At 34.8% G+C, this 17273-nt stretch carries 16 protein-coding genes, 1 tRNA gene and 1 pseudogene; 5 read left to right on the top strand and 13 right to left on the bottom strand.

The window, feature by feature from the left end; genetic code table 11:
- The 3 genes from MV052_RS07305 to MV052_RS07295 form a co-directional block, all read left to right on the top strand.
- A partial coding sequence (locus MV052_RS07305) for a hypothetical protein (RefSeq protein ID WP_297442498.1) occupies positions 1-253 on the top strand: 253 nt, incomplete at its 5' end.
- Between the two features lie 130 nt (positions 254-383).
- On the top strand, positions 384-2081 hold the full coding sequence (locus MV052_RS07300) for a BamA/TamA family outer membrane protein (protein WP_297442495.1): 1698 nt from the start codon (positions 384-386) through the stop codon (positions 2079-2081).
- Entirely contained in the window at positions 2078-4867 is a 2790-nt protein-coding gene (locus MV052_RS07295) for a translocation/assembly module TamB domain-containing protein (protein WP_297442492.1), read from the top strand. Before MV052_RS07300 ends, MV052_RS07295 begins: the two co-directional genes overlap by 4 nt.
- A 5-nt stretch (positions 4868-4872) precedes the next feature.
- On the opposite strand, the gene MV052_RS07290 is transcribed toward MV052_RS07295, so the two are convergent.
- A tRNA-Val gene (locus tag MV052_RS07290) sits at positions 4873-4947 on the bottom strand.
- A 209-nt stretch (positions 4948-5156) separates the two neighbouring features.
- Here MV052_RS07290 and pckA point away from each other — a divergent pair.
- Positions 5157-6746 carry a phosphoenolpyruvate carboxykinase (ATP) gene (pckA, locus tag MV052_RS07285; protein ID WP_297442490.1) on the top strand — a complete coding sequence of 530 codons (1590 nt, stop codon included), beginning with the start codon at positions 5157-5159 and terminating at the stop codon, positions 6744-6746.
- A 23-nt stretch (positions 6747-6769) separates the two neighbouring features.
- Here pckA and MV052_RS07280 read toward each other — a convergent pair whose 3' ends face one another.
- The 11 genes and pseudogenes from MV052_RS07280 to MV052_RS07230 all read right to left on the bottom strand — a co-directional run.
- The gene (locus MV052_RS07280; protein ID WP_297442487.1) at positions 6770-7330 is read right to left on the bottom strand and encodes a DedA family protein; all 561 of its coding nucleotides are present in this window, start codon (positions 7328-7330) and stop codon (positions 6770-6772) included.
- A gap of 33 nt (positions 7331-7363) precedes the next feature.
- Positions 7364-9346 (bottom strand): excinuclease ABC subunit UvrB, encoded by a 1983-nt coding sequence (gene uvrB / locus MV052_RS07275; protein WP_297442484.1) that lies wholly within the window; start codon positions 9344-9346, stop codon positions 7364-7366.
- A 94-nt stretch (positions 9347-9440) separates the two neighbouring features.
- Positions 9441-10874: a glutamate synthase subunit beta gene (locus MV052_RS07270; RefSeq protein ID WP_297442481.1), complete on the bottom strand. Its 1434-nt coding sequence runs from the start codon at positions 10872-10874 to the stop codon at positions 9441-9443.
- On the bottom strand, positions 10874-11212 hold the full coding sequence (hypA, locus tag MV052_RS07265) for a hydrogenase maturation nickel metallochaperone HypA (protein ID WP_297442478.1): 339 nt from the start codon (positions 11210-11212) through the stop codon (positions 10874-10876). The genes MV052_RS07270 and hypA overlap by 1 nt, the downstream gene beginning before the upstream one ends.
- A gap of 4 nt (positions 11213-11216) precedes the next feature.
- On the bottom strand, positions 11217-11723 hold the full coding sequence (locus MV052_RS07260; RefSeq protein WP_297442476.1) for a 4Fe-4S dicluster domain-containing protein: 507 nt from the start codon (positions 11721-11723) through the stop codon (positions 11217-11219).
- A 9-nt stretch (positions 11724-11732) separates the two neighbouring features.
- Positions 11733-12824 (bottom strand): nickel-dependent hydrogenase large subunit, encoded by a 1092-nt coding sequence (locus tag MV052_RS07255; RefSeq protein WP_297442474.1) that lies wholly within the window; start codon positions 12822-12824, stop codon positions 11733-11735.
- Complete coding sequence (locus tag MV052_RS07250; protein ID WP_297442471.1) at positions 12821-13327, bottom strand: NADH-quinone oxidoreductase subunit C; 507 nt, start codon at positions 13325-13327, stop codon at positions 12821-12823. Before MV052_RS07250 ends, MV052_RS07255 begins: the two co-directional genes overlap by 4 nt.
- On the bottom strand, positions 13324-14202 hold the full coding sequence (locus tag MV052_RS07245) for a 4Fe-4S dicluster domain-containing protein (protein WP_297442469.1): 879 nt from the start codon (positions 14200-14202) through the stop codon (positions 13324-13326). The genes MV052_RS07250 and MV052_RS07245 overlap by 4 nt, the downstream gene beginning before the upstream one ends.
- A complete protein-coding gene (locus MV052_RS07240; protein ID WP_297442466.1) occupies positions 14199-14489 on the bottom strand; it encodes a hypothetical protein in 291 nt (96 codons plus the stop codon). Before MV052_RS07240 ends, MV052_RS07245 begins: the two co-directional genes overlap by 4 nt.
- 113 nt (positions 14490-14602) lie before the next feature.
- Positions 14603-15886 carry an adenosylmethionine--8-amino-7-oxononanoate transaminase gene (gene bioA, locus MV052_RS07235; protein ID WP_297442463.1) on the bottom strand — a complete coding sequence of 428 codons (1284 nt, stop codon included), beginning with the start codon at positions 15884-15886 and terminating at the stop codon, positions 14603-14605.
- Between the two features lie 325 nt (positions 15887-16211).
- A pseudogene (locus MV052_RS07230) lies at positions 16212-16418 on the bottom strand (4Fe-4S dicluster domain-containing protein); the annotation flags it as partial.
- A 178-nt stretch (positions 16419-16596) separates the two neighbouring features.
- Here MV052_RS07230 and MV052_RS07225 point away from each other — a divergent pair.
- Positions 16597-17010, top strand: a complete 414-nt coding sequence (locus tag MV052_RS07225; protein WP_297442460.1) for a hemerythrin family protein — start codon at positions 16597-16599, stop codon at positions 17008-17010.
- 3 nt (positions 17011-17013) lie between these two features.
- Here the strand turns inward: MV052_RS07225 and MV052_RS07220 are convergent, their stop codons facing one another.
- Positions 17014-17256, bottom strand: a complete 243-nt coding sequence (locus MV052_RS07220; protein WP_297442457.1) for a hypothetical protein — start codon at positions 17254-17256, stop codon at positions 17014-17016.
- Positions 17257-17273: the final 17 nt, after the last annotated feature.

Genomic DNA, 17273 nt, shown 5'->3' with positions numbered 1-17273 from the left:
CATCAAAAAAGATAAAATTATGTTAAATTTTTTAGAAAATCATCTTTTTTTAGCCTCTTATGTTGTTGGCTTTTGCATATTTGTTTTTGATGATATGAAAATATTTAGTGATGATTTTATCTTTTTTATAATGATTTCTCCAGTAGTGGCAACTTTTACAGGATTAATTGCTATAATATTTTTATTGTTGGCATTGATGCCAATAGTTTACTTAGTAGACATCATAAAAATGTTGTTTTGCAAAAAAATTTAAGCAAAGAATTTTAGGGAGTGTTTTAGGGAGCGTTTTTTTATACTAATCAGAATAAGGACATAAAAAAGGCATAGTTGTAATCCGCACAGCTCCACCAATTTTTTACTTCAATATGCTATACTCTTATTCAATGAAAATCAAACAAATACTTTTTTTATTACTACTAACATCAAATCTTTTTGCAGAGTCTTATTTACTCTATTTTCAAGGAAATAAACACCTGAGTGAAAGAGAACTCTATGAAGCTTTAGATATCTATAAACCCTATGCCTATGAATTTTACAAGGCTGAGCCAACAATAAATCCAAAAATCCTTTCTATCGCAATAGATACCTTAAAAGACTTTTATAAATCACATGGTTTTTATCATGCGCAGATCACATCACATATAAAAAATAAAAGTGTTACCCTTGATATCAACGAAAGCGTACCTATCAAAATATCTAAAATAATAATCAACTCTTCTTTGGATATAAATGACACGATTCCTTTTCAAGTAGGTGATATTTTTGATGCTCAGAAATTCATTCAAAGTAAAAAAGATTTAAGATTTACGTATGAAGACAAGGGATACTGTAATGCAGAGTATGAAACAAAAGCCTACATCGACATAGAAAAAAATAGTGCAAAAATCATATACAAAATAGAGCCCAACAATATATGTTTTTTTAGAAATATAGAAATTTTTAGTCCAAAGAACATTCATAAAGACATCATATCCTCTTTACTTTACATCAAAACAAATGAGCCTTATACGCATGAGAGCGTCGATAAAAGTTATAGAAATCTTTATGCATATGATGGAATTTCTCAAGCACTTATCGACACAGTTATCTATAACAAGTATGATGTAAATGCAACAGTCAAAGTCAAAGAAACAAAAAAGCCTATACGTTTTCAAATGGGGCTTGGTATAAGCAGTGATGAGGGTCCTAGTGCTTCTGTTGGAATCAAACACAGAAATTTTCTCGGCAACCTCAAGACTATTGCTCTTACGACAAAAGTTACAAAGATAAAACAATCAGTAAAACTTGACTTCACAATGCCTATGATAAATTTTAATATGTTCGGTTCACAAATTAGTGTCGAAAATGAAGATTTCTTTGGTTTTAAAGAGAGTCGTGTACTTGCTAAAGGTTTTTTGAGACAAAGAGATGAGACAAATATCTTTCAAGAGAGTCTCATTATAGACACCTCAAAAACTTATGACAGTAGTAATCTCGCTCTTTTTCCCCAATCAAATTTATTACTTATCTCTCCTGAGCTTATCTGGCGGTATAATACAAGAGACAAAATTCTCGATCCAACAAAGGGCTACTTTCTTAACACTCTTTTGCAAGGCTCAGTTTTAGGCAACTACTCTGATGCAACTTACTATAAGCTAGATGTAACAGGTGGCTATATCCTACCCCTTGAACCTTCTATCGCTGCGTTTAAGGTACGTGTTGGCTCACTCCATACCTACGAAGGAGCTGTTCCGCCATCTTATCGTTTTTTTGCCGGAGGGATGAACAGTAATCGAGCCTATGGCTACCGTCTTCTTGGACCAAAAAATGACAACAACGACCCCGTAGGATTTAACTCCATCATCGAGACAACCGCCGAATATAGATTTCACATTTATGATGACTTTAATGGTGTCATTTTTAATGATAACACTTTTATTGGGCAAAACTACATTCCAGATAATACTGTTGGGTATTACAGTACCGGTTTTGGCTTACGGTATAAGACACCTATTGGTCCACTTGCTATAGATTTTGGTTTTGATCCACTTCGCCCTCTTGAGCAGCATGCTTTGCATTTTCATATTGGAGAGTTGTTTTGATAAAAACTACCTATCATTTTTTTCATCGAACAACTATCTTTTTAAGTATTGTATTATTTATCATCACGATTATACTTACGCACAAATATACTCTTGTATTTTTAGCTGAAAAGTTTTTGAAAACAAATGATGTACACTATTCAAAGGTTCAAGGTACACTATTTAACGGTGTAATACTCTATGATGTAAAGTATAAGAATATACTCAAAGCAAAAAAAATCCAACTCAATTACAAACTACTTTCTTTTGTGGAGTTGGAGCCAATCATTAAAACTATCAAAACACAAAACCTCTACCTCAATCTTGATAAGATACCTTATAATGAACAAAGTAGTAAACTTGATATCATCCCTTTTAAAGTTCTGGATATCAAACTGAAGAAAACAACACTCATTATTGAGGGGAAAAAATACCTTTTTGATTTTACAACTAAAAATCTTGTGTATAACAAAACTTTTTCTACAAAACATTTCTTTTTAAATCTTCATTCCTTTTATGCAAACGCAGTGATTGAAGGAAAAATAGACAACAATAGACTCAAGGCTCACTCCAAGAATGTTGTTCTCTCAGACTATGTTTGTAAACATTATCTTCATTTTATTCAAAAGATACCTCATTACCTTGCCGTAGATATTGCACTAGATAAAGACAATGTGCAACTAAGCACTTTCATAGACTATTTTGTACTGCGTGAAAATAACAATATCGTTCTTAGCAATCAAAAGCTCACGCTCAGCTATCTTTTTCATGATAAAAAATACACTGCAAAGTATGATTATAATCTCAAGTATCTGGACAAGCTTGCAAAAGTCAAACAGTCTGGTGAAATAAACCTTGATGGAGAATATCACTCCACAGCCAATGTTGTTTTAGTAAAACATCCAAAAATCATTCCAGTAGATAATTTTGATGCAAATATTAGCGGAAACTTTGAGCATATTAGTTTTGATATAAACAGTTCAGACTATCATCTAAACGCAGTATCTAATGACTTTAACAAATATTATGTAAAACTGAAAAATCAAAAAATGCAGCTTTCTTTTTTTGATGCACTACCAAACAAGATAAAGAGACATCGCTTTTCACTAAACTCCTACTCGGCTGTTGTTCTTTCTCCTTTAAATATCGATACAATATTTCACACTGAAGATTCACTAGCTCATCTAAACGGTACATTTAAATATAAAAATAACGCTCTACAGCTGACTACGGAAGTAGAGCCTAAACTTCAAAATAAATTTTATAAAAAATACAACCTCAAACTCTTTACCCCGATAGATATTATTTACAATGAGTACAACACTTCAAGTAATCTAAGCATTAATGCCAATCAGCTTCATCTCTTTATAAACAAACAAGGAGAATCTATCGATGGATATGGGAACCTGAGTTCAGCTATTTTCACGCTCAAGGGTAAAATCAACCATAAAATGCAACCCTCCATCAAAATCCATACAACAATAGCCTCAATAAATAAACTTTTACACGAACTACAACTTGTTTCAAAAAACGAGCAAACTGTGTATGATGGAGCAGTCAATATAAACTCTACTTTAAACTTTAAAGATACTTTTTCTATGCTCAATACTGTAGAAGCCCCTTGGCTGAGTGCGAGAACAAATTCGCAAAACAAGTATGTTTTAACAGACACTCTCATTCGTTCAAGCTATAAAAATAAAGTTATAAATATTTACAATTACAAAACAAAATACAAAGAACAAAAGTTTTACTCAAATAAACTTTCTCACATTCATCTCGATAACAATGCTACAATTTATGTTGATGAGTTCTGCGTTTATGATAATCTGATTTTAAAAGGTATCATTCATCCATTTCAAAGTCGTATGAAACTCAATCTCCATAGTGACAACTTTGCTGTAAAAACACACAATATGAACCTACATGCAAGTACAAATATCAATATAGATGTAGAAAACACTGCCAGACAAGATATAGATGGAAATATCACTTTACTTAGTGGCAATATCTCTTATCTACCACAACATGATTATGCTATTTCGGACGACGATATCATCATAGTGCAAGATATGCAAAAAGAAAAAAGTTCCAATCTCCATCTCAATATCAATCTTATCGCAGTAAACCCCATCCGATACAAAACAAAACAGGCTGATGTTTTATTTATCCCAGATGTTTTTGTCTTAAAAGATGCTGGCAAAAAAATAAAATATAAAGGAAAAGTAACAATACTCAGGGGCAAAGTAATGGCACAAGACAAGGAGTTCAGTTTTGATAAAAACGATAAAAGTGAAGTTATTTTTACAGGGAAAGCTCACTTTAATCCACAACTCAATCTCAAACTCCATTATCAGACTATAGATTACAAAGATATTATCATTCTCATCACAAATACACTCAATGCTCCTATATTAATCTTTTCATCAAACCCTGCTATGAGCCAAAATGACATTATGTCTTACATTTTATTTGATGAGCCAGCCGACACTCTTTTTGACAATTCCGGTCTTGCTAGTAAAATGTCCATCAACTATCTTATACTAGGCACAGGAATTAAAACCATCTTCAACAAAGGAACAGGGATTAAAGTCGATACTCTTAATATTCTTAATAATGAAAATGGAACACTCGGGTATGAAGTCGGTGCACGTTTTAACAAAAAAATTCGTATTTTATATAAAAATGATGTCGCCTCAAGTGTTATTTTACAGTATAGCTTAGCACCATCATTAAGGGTTGATGTAGATGTTCATGATACAGGTCAAGGGGTTTATTTTATTTATACAAAAGATATGGAAGGTTTTTAAAAAAATGGTGCTCGATACTGGATTTGAACCAGTGACTCCTACCTTGTCGAGGTAGTACTCTACCACTGAGTTAATCGAGCGTTTTGTTTTAGAGGTGTAATTCTAGCAAATCATTCTTAAACTAATTTTTGTTCTTAAGATTTTTTTTAATAGATTGTAACTTTTCATAATATTACATAGAATAGTGTCGTTTTTCTTTTAATTTAGGTTTATACGTAGTATAATTTCGCTCTTAGAGAAAAGATACGGTTTTGAAAGTATCTATTTTATTTATGCCAAAAGGTAAAGTATGAACTTAACGAAAGAATTAGAAGACTTAGGGATCAAGAATGTTGGCAAGGTTTATCATAACCTTGGCTATGATGAGTTGCTAAAACATGAACTTGAAAATGGCGAAGTAAGAGAAACCAAAAGTGGTGCAGCAACTGTTGACACTGGTATCTTTACAGGTCGTAGTCCAAAAGACAAGTACTTTGTTGATCGCGCACCATCAAATCAGCATATAGCATGGGGTGATGTAAATCAAAAGATAAGTGAAGAGATTTTTAATGAACTTTTAGATCTATCACGTGAGCAACTCTCGGGAAATAATTTATATGTGACTGATGTATTTAGTGGTGCAAGTCCTGCTTCAAAAAAATCTATTCGTTTTATTACAGAAATCGCATGGCAATCACACTTTGTTAAAAATATGTTCATTCGTCCAACAGAAGAAGAACTTGAAAACTTCTCATCAGACTTTACAGTCCTGAGTGCATGTAAAGCTGTGAATGACAAATGGAAAGAACACAATATGAACTCAGAAGTTTTTGTTCTTTTTGATGTTGAACGTAATATGGCTATCATCGGTGGAACATGGTACGGTGGAGAGTTGAAAAAGGGTATCTTTTCAATGATGAACTACTGGCTTCCACTTGAGGGTAAACTCTCTATGCATTGTTCTGCAAATGTTGGTGACAATGATGACACAGCACTTTTCTTTGGTTTGAGTGGAACTGGAAAAACTACACTTAGTACTGATCCAAAACGAGCGCTTATCGGTGATGATGAACATGGTTGGGATGATGACGGTGTTTTCAACTTTGAAGGTGGCTGTTATGCAAAAGTCATCAATCTTAAAGCTGAAAATGAACCAGAAATTTTTGCTGCTATTCGAAAAGATGCGCTATTAGAGAATGTAGTTTTAAAAGATGACAATGATGTTGATTATGATGATGACAGCAAAACTGAAAACACTCGTGTTTCATACCCTATTGAGCATATCGTAAACCATAAACCAGATTTAATGGCAGGACATCCTCAAAACATTATCTTTTTATCTGCTGATGCATTTGGTGTTTTACCTCCAGTATCAAAACTCTCTCGCGAACAAGCAATGTACTACTTTTTAAGTGGTTATACTGCGAAAGTTGCAGGAACTGAACGTGGTATTACAGAACCTGTTGCAACATTCTCAGCTTGTTTTGGTGAAGCATTTATGACTTTACATCCAACAGACTACGCGAAACTACTAGGTGAAAAAATAGATAAACATAATGTAAATGTATATCTTGTCAACACAGGCTGGACTGGTGGTGAGTATGGAGTCGGTAAACGTATGAGCCTTAAAGACACACGGGCTTGTATTAATGCAATCCTAGATGGTAGTATCAAAGAGAGTGAGTTTGACACCATTAAAACTTTTAGACTTCAAGTTCCTAAAACATTAGGAGATATCAACCCTGAACTTCTTAACCCTAGAAATGCTTGGGCAGATAAAGAAGCCTATGATCAAACACGTGACAAACTAGCAAAAATGTTTGAAGAAAACTTCAAACGATACCAAGATGCAGATAGTGAATTTGATTTCTCTGCAGCAGGTCCAAAAGTAGAAAGCTAAAAAGCTTTTCTACTTTCACCTTTTTATTTTTTCTTCGTAACCTTTTCAAGATAGAGCCAAACCACCCCACCAATCGCTAAAAGTATAAGGGGTGCAAGCCATTTGTTTTCACTGATATAAACCGCAAATTTACTAAGAACTGCACCAAAGTAGTAACTACTCAGCCCAAATGCCAACGCCCAAATAGCTGCCGCAAAGAGATTTAAAATAGCAAACTTTTTAAAGTCGTATTTTGTTAAGGCTATAGCAATAGGTACAATTGTTTTGAGTCCATAGATAAACTTTTGAATAAAAATCACCCAGTCACCATGCTTCTTCATCAGGACATGAGCTAGGGCCACTTTTCTTCTGTGCTTTCTTAAATTCTCTACCATCATACCTTTTTGATAGCGTGTAAGCCAAAAAAGTAAAACATCCCCTATTGCATTTCCTGCAAAGGCGACACCAATAGATAAACTCAAATCCATTTTACCCATAAAACTCAACACACTTGCTGCAATAAGACCAACAAACCCACCACCAAGGGAGTAGATGAAAAGTCCTATATATCCGTACGTTGCTAAGTTTGTTAATGTATCTTCCATATTTCTCTCTTTTATTGTAATAAATATCTTATTTTATAGTTTTTTTATTTTAGTAATTTCATCACGAAGACGAGCTGCTTCTTCAAAATTCAACTCTTTAGCGGCAGCTTTCATTTTTAAAGAAAGCTCTTTTATGATAGCTTTTCTTTCACTCGCTGGTATTTTATCCATTTTTTTATGCTTTTGATACAAACCGCCATGATCTTCTAGCTTCAAGTTTTCATCTAAAGTTCTTTTAGTTGTTTTTGGTGTAATACCATATTTTTTGTTATGTGCTTCTTGAATTTCACGTCTTGCATTTGTTTTGTCAATAGCGCGTTGCATGGAACCAGTCATCTTATTCGCATATAAAATCACGCGTCCATTTTCATTTCTAGCCCCTCGCCCAATAGTTTGAACAAGAGCCGTTTCACTTCTTAAAAAGCCCTCTTTATCTGCATCTAAAATAGCCACAAGAGAAACCTCAGGTAAATCTAGACCTTCACGAAGAAGATTGATACCTATAAGGACATCAAATTCTCCTAAACGCAGTGAGCGTATAATCTGGTTACGTTCTATCGTATCAATATCTGAATGCATATATTGTACTTTTATACCTAAGTCAGCGAGATATTTTGTTAAAGCTTCAGCCATTTTTTTTGTCAAAACAGTAATGAGTACTCTTTCATCTTTTACGATAGTTTTTTTTATCTCATCATGAATATCTTCAACTTGATTATCAGAAGATTTTATCTCGATGATAGGGTCAAGAAGACCAGTAGGACGAATGATTTGCTCAGCTTTGAGAGCCGACATTTCAAGTTCATACTCGGCAGGTGTAGCTGAGACAAAAAGATAATGTGGCGCTTTGTTAATGTACTCATCTGCTTTTAAAGGACGGTTATCAAGTGCAGAAGGCAGCCTAAACCCATAATCCACAAGCACCTCTTTTCTTGCTCTATCTCCTGCATACATTCCACGGTATTGAGGAAGAGAAACATGTGACTCATCTACTATAACAAGATAATCTTTATGATTTACCTCAAAATAATCAAGAAGAGTAAAAGGTGCTTCACCCGGTTTTTTGTTTGTTAAAAGTCTTGAGTAGTTCTCAACCCCTTTACACATTCCCGTAGTTTGAAGCATCTCCAAGTCAAACTCCACACGCTGTTTAAGTCTTTGGTACTCTACCAGTTTTCCCTCTTTTTGAAAATAGGCAAGTCGTTCATCGAGTTCTTCTTCTATACGTTTAATCGCTACTGCCATTTTATCTTGAGAAACACTAAACTGACTTGTCGCATAGATAGTTACACTTTTGTGCTCTTCTAGCTTTTTATTGTCAATAACATCAAAAGTATAAATCGCTTCTATCTCGTCTCCAAAAAACTCAACACGAATTGCCTCTTGCTCAAAATACGGTGGATAGATATCTATACTCTCACCGTTAACACGAATATGCCCACTGTCAAAGTAGCTGTCATTACGAGAGTATCCCATCTCCACTAAACGCAGTAAAAGCTTCTTTTGCACTATCTCATCTCCAACTGCTAAAGCCTGTACCATATTTTTGTACTCCTCAGGGTCACCAAGACCATAATTAGCTGAAACAGAAGCAATAACAATAACATCATCATAAGAGAGTAGATTTGCAGTAGAGCTTAAACGCAGTCGCTCAAGTTCGTCATTTATCGCACTATCTTTTTCTATAAACAAATCCTGACGAGGGATGTAAGCCTCAGGTTGGTAGTAATCATAATATGACACAAAATACTCTACATGATTGTTAGGAAAAAACTGTCGAAACTCTGAGTACAACTGAGCTGCTAAAGTTTTGTTATGTGTCATGATGATCGTAGGCATCTTTACATTCTCTATAACCCTAGCCATAGTGTGTGTCTTCCCACTACCCGTCACCCCTTCAAGCGTCTGATAACGATTTCCATCTAATATACTTTTTGTTAAAACCTCTATAGCTTTTGGTTGATCACCTGCTGGCTTATAAGGGGATTCGACTTTGAATTCTGGTTTCTTTTTCATTAATAGAATTATAGCTAAATGATAGAAATAACACAGATACTATAATATTCTTAAGAGATGACTACAATTCATCTCTTCAAATTTACACAATCAGCTATATATTTTTAATATCAAACTCTTGTAACATTGTAAGAGCAGCTTTACGCCCATCTGCGGCTGCTGTTACTGCTAAGTCTGCTCCACGAACAGCATCGCCTCCTGCATAGATTCTTTTATTAGAAGTTCTTTTTTCATCATCTACAATGATGTCTCCCCATCTTCCTGTATTTATTTGCGCATCATCATACCAAGGAAATTCAACATTATCAAAACCAAGTGCTAAAATAATAACATCACACTTTAATTCAAACTCACTTCCTTCAATCACTTCTAGTTTTCTTCTTCCACTTTCATCAGGTTTGCCTAGCTGAGTTTTTTGGCATATAAGACCTTGAACATGGCGACCCTTATCTACAACAACCTCTTTAGGAGCTGTATAAAATTCAAATATGACACCCTCTTCTTGTGCATTAATAACTTCTTTCTGACTTCCTGGCATATTTGCCTGGTCGCGTCTATATGCACAACGAACAGAATTTGCTTTCATTCGCACTGAAGTTCTCACAGCATCCATAGCAGAATCTCCACCACCAATAACTACAACATCTTTGCCTTCTAAAATTGATTCATAAAAATCTTCAAAAACCCTTTTTTGCGCATGCTTTAATATATCCATAACATGATAGACACCATGCGCATCCTCATTTTTCATTCTAGCGCCACGACTACTAGGCGCACCCAATCCTACAAATATAGCATCATACTCATCAAGCATTGATTTTAATTGCTCTGAATCTTTAATATCTGTGTTGAGATGTAAATTCATACCTGCTTCTTGCATCCAGCCAAAGCGTCGTAAAATTACATCTTTTTTTATCTTGAAGTTAGGGATTCCGTAAGTTAAAAGCCCCCCAGGACGATCCGATTTTTCAAACATATCAACCTCAACCCCACCTCTTAACAGAAATGTTGCACAGCTCATACCTGCAGGACCACTCCCTATAACAGCTACTTTTTTACCAATTTTTTCTCTGTTATGTCCATAATCAGGCTTAAGTCCCATCTTAAAAGCCTGTTCATTAAGGTATACTTCAATAGCACCGATAGTCACACTTCCACTCTCGGTTTTTGCAATTGTACACCCACCTTGACATAAGACATCATGGGGACAAACCATTCCTAAAATCTCTGGAAATGGTGAAATTTCGTTACTTAGGGCAAAAGCTGTTTTAATATCACCTTTCCTTGTCGCTTCTATCCATAGCGGAATTTTGTTTTCTAAAGGACAACCCGTTCTACAAAAGCTAAACTCACCACTCATATCTTTAAGCAAATCAACCGGACACTTTATGCAACGAAGTGATTGTGTGTCAGCTTCTTCCTTACTAAAAAGATGGTAAGTTGGTTGAAAATCAACCTTTCTCTCATTTGCATCTCTTTTTCTTGGCGTTGACTTTTTGATTTTTAAATACTGTTTCTTTCTCTCCATTATGCTTCCTTCACTTCTATATAATCTATATGCATCTCTTGCCCTGTGAGCACTTCAGTGTTACCTCCGCCACAATAAGGACAATAAAAATTAAAACTATCTACCATTGCTTCTTTTTGACAATCACTACATTTTATTGTTATATCAATGAGTTCCATCTCCATAGTAGCATTATGACAAAGTGTATCTTCTTTGAAAACGTCAAAACTCTCTCTGAGAAAATGAGGCTCAATCCCACTCATCTTTCCAATTTTTACAGCAAGTTTTGTCACTTCTTTGCCATTTGCATGCTTCTCGCATAAGTCAAGCATTGATTGCACAATAGTATATTCATGCATTACTTTATGCTCTTTTTTCCATCATCATATCAAACTGCTCATAATCAATCAATGCAATAGCATCTGTTGGACAAATGTTTATACATGCTTGTTTTCCATTTTCGCCACCACATAAGTCACATGTTAAGGCAACCATTTGACTTACCGGTGCATCAGGTTTAATATTTGCAGCCATAACAACAGCACCATATGGGCAAACCATATCACAACTTGTACATCCTATGCAATCTGTCTCATAATATTTTACATATCCATCTTCAAACTTAATAATATCAACAGGACAGCCTTCAAGACATGGAGCATCAGGACACTGCATACACTGCATTGGAGCAGTTTTACCATCAACTTTTAAAACCTTGTTTCTTGATGGGGCTATCTCTTTGCCTTGTAATGCCATCTCATATACCGTATCAATGTCTAACCCCATATGGCTTGCACTACACGCTAATTCACAATTAATACACCCTATACATTTGTCTGGATTTGCATAAATAAATCTGTTATTTCTCACACTACTCTCCTATCGCTCAGTACAAGATATACATGGATCGATACTATTTAAAATCATCGTTACATTATCCACCTTGTCACCCAAAATCATCACTTTTAATGCTTCCCAATTTGTAAAAGTTGGTACTTTCCAGCGCATTCTTACAGGTTTTTGTGAACCATCCGTTTTTAAATAATAGATAAGTTCTCCACGAGGGGCTTCTGTTCTTACAACTGCTTCTCCTGCTGGAATATGTGGTCGCTTTTCAACATATGTATCACCCTCTGGCATGTCTGCAACAACATCTCGAATAATACGAACAGCTTCTAAAATATCTCCAAAACGCGCCATAGCACGAGCATGCACATCACCCTCTTCTCTGAGTGTCACTTTTGGTCGCAATTTGGGACGATAAGCATATAATGAATAAGGAGCTTTGACACGAACATCGTTATTGATCCCACTTCCTCTTGCGACTGGCCCAGTTACCCCAATTTCTAAAGCGTCCTCTTTTGGTAAGACACCTACTCCAACAGTTTTTTTACGAAGTTGCTCATCTGTTTCATAACGCTCTTGTAAATCTCTTAATTTTGGTTCAACAATATCAAGTGTCTCTAAAATAAGCTTGATTTTACGCTCATCCAAATCATATTTTGTTCCACTTAAAAGGTTTGCACTCATATCCATTCTATTTCCCCAAATAATTTCTTTGAGGTCTTGCATATGTTCTCTTGTGTTCATGGTATCACGCATTAGCTCATGATTATGTGCCAAATGGGTTAACATAGAGAGATTAAAAAGATCAGATGCAACTCTTTTAACCTCATCTGCAATTACTCTTAATGCCTCTGCTCGCATCGGAACTTTTATACCTGCAATTTTTTCAACAGCTAAGGCATATGTAAAAGGATGGTTGTTCGAACAAAGTGAACAAACACGCTCTGTTAAAATAAGATTTTGCATGAAGTTCTTTTTTGTAACTAAAGACTCCATCCCTCTATGAATAAAACCATTAATAATCTCAACGTGTGTTATAGTTCTTTCTTCATCGGCTTCTAACTTAAAATATACCGACTCTTCAAGTTCTGGACTAAATGGTCCTATGGTGATTTTTTGAGTCATACTTTACACTCCTTTTTTACATTGTTCCATAAAATATCTGTATCACTCACGCCAAGTTGCATTTTTGATAGTGAAATGTACTCATTAAGTACCCCTTTTGCAATAGAGTAATCTAAAAAGAGTCTATCTTTGTTTGGATGCCCTATCGGCTCAACTGCATACATCTCACGCAACTCCCTCTCTGCCCAATTAGCACTTGGTAAAATAGGAGTAATAGAGACTATCGTTTCATTTTCAGTAAAGAGTTCTACATTTATAAGTGTTCCATCAATATCAAAATGATAAATTACAGTATGCCCCTCTTTATCTTCATTTTTATAGCCTGTTGCAACAACACATCGTCCTTTGTATGCTTTGACAGTTTTTGCAATAGTTTCAATATCTTTTTTATCTTGTAAAGTAATCCATGCACTTAAATTGCCATAATTATCTTTATCCTCTCTAAAAAGATACCCTCCCGCTATTTTTGTCTTAATTGCATTATTGAATTCTTCTATTTTCATGCGTACATCCTTTTAAAATTAGCTTCTTTTCTACATTTGGAACAAATATTTGTATTAAGTTTATTAACATCATCATGCACATATGATTTTCCAAGAAGTCCGCGAGAAGGTGGCATATATTTCTCTCCACAACAGCTACACTCTTCAAAAGGGATATTGGCAACATTCACATCAGAAAATTTTTCATTTTGCAGTTTAACAGTATCAAAACTATTTGTAGAAAAAATTGCACCTGTTGGGCAGAAGTATGCACAGTTTCCACAATAACAACAACTATTGTGCCAGATATTATGGATAAAACCTTCCTCATTTTCTTCAATCTTTATAGCCGTTGAAGGACATACAGTCTCACAAGTTCTACATCCTGTACACATATCAGGATTGAGATCCATTCTCCCACGAAAACTTGCAGGTGCTGAAAAATCACTAAAAATAGTATCAATTGTTTTTGGCGTTACTTCACCACTCAATTTTTGCTCAAGAACCTTAATCCCCTTTGCAATTCCTTCGGCAATAGATTCAGGACGAGGAGGACACCCAGCAACATTTACATCAACATCTACAAACTTATCTAACGGTCCATTGATAGCATAAGAATCTCTAAAAATTCCACAACTCACAGAACAAGTCCCCACACCAACTACAGTAAACGGTTTTTTTAATTTTGTGAGTGCATTTTTTAAAAATGATTCACTTCGTGCTGTGAGTGGTCCTGTTATCACTAAAAGGTTTGCATCTTTCACATCATCAACAAATTCAACATCTGATGTTGCAATATGAAACTTATCTACAAATGCAGCTGCCACAAACTCTACATCACACCCATTACAACTCCCTGTATTTATCCTAAATACTTTTGGTACAACTTTACTCATGACAACTCCTCACAGTCACATAATTTAGCACCAAGAGTATCTACTAAATCTTCAAAAAAACAAGCATCTTCATGATGATAATCATCATAAAACTCTATAAACACTTCACCATATTTCCCCATATTACGCGTTGTCAAATCGGGGGAGACTCTATGTCTATGTGCAAGTTCATCTACCTGAGAAAGAATTTTATGTTTTTGTTCATCACTAAAATGAACTAACACAATGCCATGACAACGTCCTTCAGATTCACAATACATCCTTATACATGTTTCATTATTATCCATAAGACCTCTTTATTAATTTAAACTTAATTATTTTATTTAAAATTATATTACATTAAAACTTAAAATATAATTTTCAATTAAAAAGATCATAAATCATATGTATGAATGTTCATTCACCGTGATGTATCGTAACACGTAAACTCTTTTAAAACATCAACTATTGCTTGTGTTACTTGAGTTAACTCTTTCGGTGAGATGATATATGGGGGCATAATGTAAACAAGATTTAAAAAAGGTCTAAGCCATACACCTTTATCAATAAACTTTTGTGTCATCCATGCCAAATCAACATCTCTGTTGAGTTCAACCACACCTATTGCGCCTAAGACACGGACTTCTTCTACTACATCAAGAGTATTACATTGAGCTAATTCTTCTTTGAGTTGAAGCTCAATTGCCAAGACTCTTTGCTGCCAAGGCGAATCAAATAGTAGCTCTAAACTTGCATTTGCAACTGCACAAGCTAGAGGATTTGCCATAAATGTTGGACCGTGCATCAAAACATTTCCATTTGACTCTACTCCACGCATAACGTTTTTTGTCGTAAGTGTAGCTGCTAAAGACATATACCCACCTGTTAATGCTTTACCAACACATAAAATATCTGGCGAAACAGTAGCATGCTCATATGCAAATAATTTTCCCGTTCTACCAAACCCTGTAGCTATCTCATCAAGAATCAATAAAACATCATATTTATCACATAAAACTCGTACTGATTTTAAAAATTCTGCTGAGTACATTCTCATACCACCAGCGCCTTGAACTATAGGCTCGATGATAACTGCAGCTATCTCTTCGTGATTTTGCTCTAACTTTGATGCAAAATCACAAATATACTTCTCATCCCACTGCTCAGCATAAGCACATCCAGGAGCCTCAGCAAATATATTTTTATGAAGAATGCCTTCAAATGCTGTATGCATACCCGTCACAGGATCACATACACTCATTGCTCCAAATGTATCTCCATGATAGCCTTTAGAAAAAGCTAATATTTTACTTTTTTGACTGTTACCCTGTGATCTCCAATATTGAAATGCCATTTTTAAAGCAACCTCAACAGCTACCGAGCCAGAGTCACTAAAAAAGACTCTCTCTAAAGGTTTATCTGTAATCTCTATAAGTTTTTTTGCTAAACGAATTGCAGGCTCATGAGTGATTCCACCAAACATTACATGAGAAACCTTTGATATTTGCTCCACTGCTGCATTATTTAAAGACTCTACATTATATCCATGAATGACAGACCACCATGATGACATTGCATCTATTATTTTTTTTCCATCATCTAACTCAAGGTAGACACCTTTTGCTGATTTTACAAATGTCATATCTAAGGCTGGATTTGAAGGGGCATAGGGGTGAAGAATGTGCTCTTTATCGTACTCTAACATATAAATTGTCCTTTATACTCTGTCTCTATCATATTTTTTTGATTATACAATCTTTCTTATAGTAAATTTATAAAGTTAAATAAATTGGGAATACTGAGGAAGGATACTTTTATATTATTTTATTGAAATTATTTTAAAAAGAGGAACTATCCCTCTTTTTATATATGCTTGAAAAAGCTTATTCTATAACGCTGTCTACATCGCCAGCTTTTCTGTCTTCCATTGATACTTCTGGACGAAATTCTTGGTTATTAGCCGCATCTTCTCCTAATACATAAAGGTCATTACCTTCAAAATGTGCCTTATGCTCTTCATCATATGGAAGATCCCACACGATACAGCCATCAGTAGGACATGCAGCCTGACAGGCAGGGCTATCATGATCACCTATACATTCCGTACAAGTTGCCGGATTGACATAGTATGTGTCCTCTCCGGTTGGGTTATCATCTTCATTCACTATTGACGCCGTTGGACACTCATCTAAACAAGCGTCACATGAAATACATAAGTCTGTAATACGAACTGCCATTTTATTTCCTTTAAAGTTAATTTGCTGTTCATATTACTACATCCATTTTAAAATGCTATTAACAATTTTCACTAGTTTAAATCTCAATAATTAAAACTTTTGTAAACGAAATTTGCTAATAATTTTAATCAAGCTTTCATTTCTCATTTCATACTATAATAAAAGAAAAGGAGTTCTTTTGGCATTAGTATATATTGAACAAGTTGAAGAGATGCAACAAACACATGAAGATGAGATTAAGATTCTTAACGCTATAGATAATCTTGCTATTTCATATGATCGTGGTGAAGCTACTTTAGAAGAACTAGAGCAAAAGATACAAGAGTATGTTAAACACGTTCATAAGCACTTTGCCAATGAAGAACGCTTAATGAAAAAGTATGATTTTCCTTCGTATGATATGCATAAGACAGCACATGACATGTTCTTAGAAGAGCTTAACCAAGCCATCAAAAACTGGAAAAATTATAAAAAAGTTTCAAAAATTACTGATTTTATACGTAGATCACCTGAGTGGATTGTTCTTCATATTAATACAGTAGATTATCCAACTGCAAATTATCTTGCAAAAAAAATGGCTAATAGCAACTGAAAATCAAGCTGATTTGTAAAGGGCTATTATTCTTGCCATAGTGTTTTCGTTGCCTATAAAGTCAGATAAAACACTAAGTGTATAGTACTCAGCCATATTCTTGGCTTGACGCTCACCTGCTCCCTTACTTTTTTCTTCTTCAACAGCTAGGCTGTGGTACTTAATATATAGTGTCGCATACTCTGCTACTGTAAATTTTGCCTGACTTTTAAGTTCATAAAGAAATGCTTCTTGTAACTGTGTCATTTTTCATCCTCGTCATC

The sequence above is a fragment of the Sulfurimonas sp. genome, assembly GCF_026988655.1.
GTDB lineage: Bacteria > Campylobacterota > Campylobacteria > Campylobacterales > Sulfurimonadaceae > Sulfurimonas.
The sequence above is the reverse complement of the archived record's forward strand: the minus strand, read 5'-3'. Positions and strand labels throughout refer to the sequence as shown.

Excerpts from the sequence above, each read along its gene's own strand:
- MV052_RS07300 (WP_297442495.1), top strand. The coding sequence starts at position 384 with ATGAAAATCAAACAAATACTTTTTTTATTACTACTAACATCAAATCTT.
- pckA (WP_297442490.1), top strand. The coding sequence starts at position 5,157 with ATGAACTTAACGAAAGAATTAGAAGACTTAGGGATCAAGAATGTTGGC.
- MV052_RS07280 (WP_297442487.1), bottom strand. The coding sequence starts at position 7,330 with ATGGAAGATACATTAACAAACTTAGCAACGTACGGATATATAGGACTT.
- uvrB (WP_297442484.1), bottom strand. The coding sequence starts at position 9,346 with ATGAAAAAGAAACCAGAATTCAAAGTCGAATCCCCTTATAAGCCAGCA.
- MV052_RS07270 (WP_297442481.1), bottom strand. The coding sequence starts at position 10,874 with ATGGAGAGAAAGAAACAGTATTTAAAAATCAAAAAGTCAACGCCAAGA.
- hypA (WP_297442478.1), bottom strand. The coding sequence starts at position 11,212 with ATGCATGAATATACTATTGTGCAATCAATGCTTGACTTATGCGAGAAG.
- MV052_RS07255 (WP_297442474.1), bottom strand. The coding sequence starts at position 12,824 with ATGACTCAAAAAATCACCATAGGACCATTTAGTCCAGAACTTGAAGAG.
- MV052_RS07250 (WP_297442471.1), bottom strand. The coding sequence starts at position 13,327 with ATGAAAATAGAAGAATTCAATAATGCAATTAAGACAAAAATAGCGGGA.
- MV052_RS07245 (WP_297442469.1), bottom strand. The coding sequence starts at position 14,202 with ATGAGTAAAGTTGTACCAAAAGTATTTAGGATAAATACAGGGAGTTGT.
- MV052_RS07240 (WP_297442466.1), bottom strand. The coding sequence starts at position 14,489 with ATGGATAATAATGAAACATGTATAAGGATGTATTGTGAATCTGAAGGA.
- bioA (WP_297442463.1), bottom strand. The coding sequence starts at position 15,886 with ATGTTAGAGTACGATAAAGAGCACATTCTTCACCCCTATGCCCCTTCA.
- MV052_RS07220 (WP_297442457.1), bottom strand. The coding sequence starts at position 17,256 with ATGACACAGTTACAAGAAGCATTTCTTTATGAACTTAAAAGTCAGGCA.